2 protein-coding genes are annotated in these 1934 nt (G+C 36.5%); both read right to left on the bottom strand.

Annotated elements, in window-relative coordinates; translation table 11 throughout:
* Positions 1 to 133 precede the first annotated feature (133 nt).
* Complete coding sequence (locus ACT9TX_RS18325) at positions 134 to 865, bottom strand: DUF6261 family protein (protein WP_481340545.1); 732 nt, start codon at positions 863 to 865, stop codon at positions 134 to 136.
* A gap of 369 nt (positions 866 to 1234) precedes the next feature.
* Positions 1235 to 1729 (bottom strand): hypothetical protein, encoded by a 495-nt coding sequence (locus tag ACT9TX_RS18320; protein WP_481340543.1) that lies wholly within the window; start codon positions 1727 to 1729, stop codon positions 1235 to 1237.
* Positions 1730 to 1934 lie beyond the last annotated feature (205 nt).

Here is a 1934-nt window from a genome sequence, read left to right as displayed (position 1 = left end):
AAATCCTGAAAAACTAAATGAAGTTTTATTGTGTAACACCTCATAAATATCTTTCGTACACCTATGGTGTCCTCACGAAACACAATTAAAAAAAGTACGTGAAGACACGTACTAGGGCGAAGCGAAGCCCCCCCTATTTAGGTGCGCCATCTTTTGGCTTGGCAGGTGGTGTTCTGCGTAGCACGGTGTTATTGTATTGCTCGGTTAGGGCATTTATTTTTTGTATTAATACCGTGTATTTACCAGTGTCATCTAGTGTGTTGCGGCTGTCTATATTTTTCAGTAGTTTATCGTAGGCGGCTATAGCGGTAGGTTTTAGTTCTAGTGCCGATTGCTGTGGCTGACTAGCATACTGCGTGGTACGCTCTAGGTATTTGGCTTTAAAACTATTGTTACTTGCTTTTAAATGCCCTACCCAACTACTTATTTTAAGCGTTGCTAAAGCAGCGACTACGGTAGCATCTGTTTCAAAATCGGTTACTAGCTTGTCTATTACTGCACTTTCTGCATTGTAGCTTAGTTTTATAATGGCACTACCATATTTATTAAAGCAAGTTATTAAGGTATTAGCGGCTGCTTTTTCATTGGGTTCAAAATAGTGGGCATAGCCATCGGCTACTAGTTTTATACCTACCAATGCTTCGTCTCTTAGCATGTCTAGCCTTTCTAGTTCTAGGGTTATGGGGCTGTCTTTTTGGTAGGCATAGGCAGCTTCTACTTGTAGTGTGGCATTTTCAAGTGCGGTTGTTAATGCATCTGTTAGTAATGCACTAGCCCCTGCTTCGGTACATAATTGCACCATAGCTTTTAAATAGCTAATCAACTCGCTTAGGTAATAACGCTTAATAATGGCTTTAGTAAACATAATTGTTTGGTTTATTGATTAAAAAATAATGGCTTGCTTGCCATAACACCCATCTGCCAACCCTAAAAATACCTGCTGCCCTGAGTGGGAAGCAGTTTACTATTCGAATAATGCTCGCTGCCCTAGGTGGGAAGCATTTTACTAACTAAAAAATGCTTGCTACTCTTGGCGGTAAACATTTTATTAACTGAATAATGCTTGCTGCCCTAGGCGGTAAACATTTTATTAACTGAATAATGCTTGCTGCCCTAGGCGGGAAGCATTTTGCTTCTGAATAATACTTGCTGTCACTTTCTAGCATCAGAGATGCTTTTTATCTGTTGTTCGACTTGCCCTTGCGGAACAAGTCGAAGAGTGATTCATAGAATTCTATTCATCACCTTTTGAAGTTTTTTTAACTGTCTTTTTCTCAGAAATTGCCAATTTCTCTTTCTCTATAAACTCTTTAGTAATTTGTTTTCTGCCATTTACTAATAACATAGCATCACAAAACTCTGCCATTTCTAATAAAATTTCCAAAGCAGGTATCGTAACACGCGAATTGTTGAAATTTGCAGAGATGAATCCAAAACTAGAATTCCACACTACATCTAAACCATAATAGCCTTTATCCTTTTTATAAAAAGCAAAAGCTCTAAATTGATTTAAATGCTTTAGATATATTTCTTTATTAGGTAATTGATCAAGATTATCAAGGATTTTCTTGCCAGCCATCGTTTCTTCATTCCAAAGAAAAACTTCTTTGTGACTATTGATAAATTCCCTAAATTGTTCTTGGCTGATTTTTTTCGAAATCTTTTCCATCCTTAATCCACTAAACTTCTCTTTTGCAATATCAAGGTCTGTCAATCCTTTTAAACTCATACATTAATAATTTTTAAAATTTCATATAATCTTCAATAGCCATTATTTCAAAAGTTATTCCTTCATTTTTGCTCAAAACCTCCATCCACCTTGCTTTTAAAGCTTCTGTAATATTATCCCAGCCTTGGTTCGTGTCCTCACCACAGGTGTACGAAAGATAAATTAGCTCTTTGATACAATAAAATTAAATTTATCCGTTGCTTTA

It is taken from the genome of Parasediminibacterium sp. HNIBRBA5674, from assembly GCF_056745525.1.
Note: the sequence above shows the minus strand (reverse complement) of the source record. Positions and strands in the feature narration are given on the sequence as shown.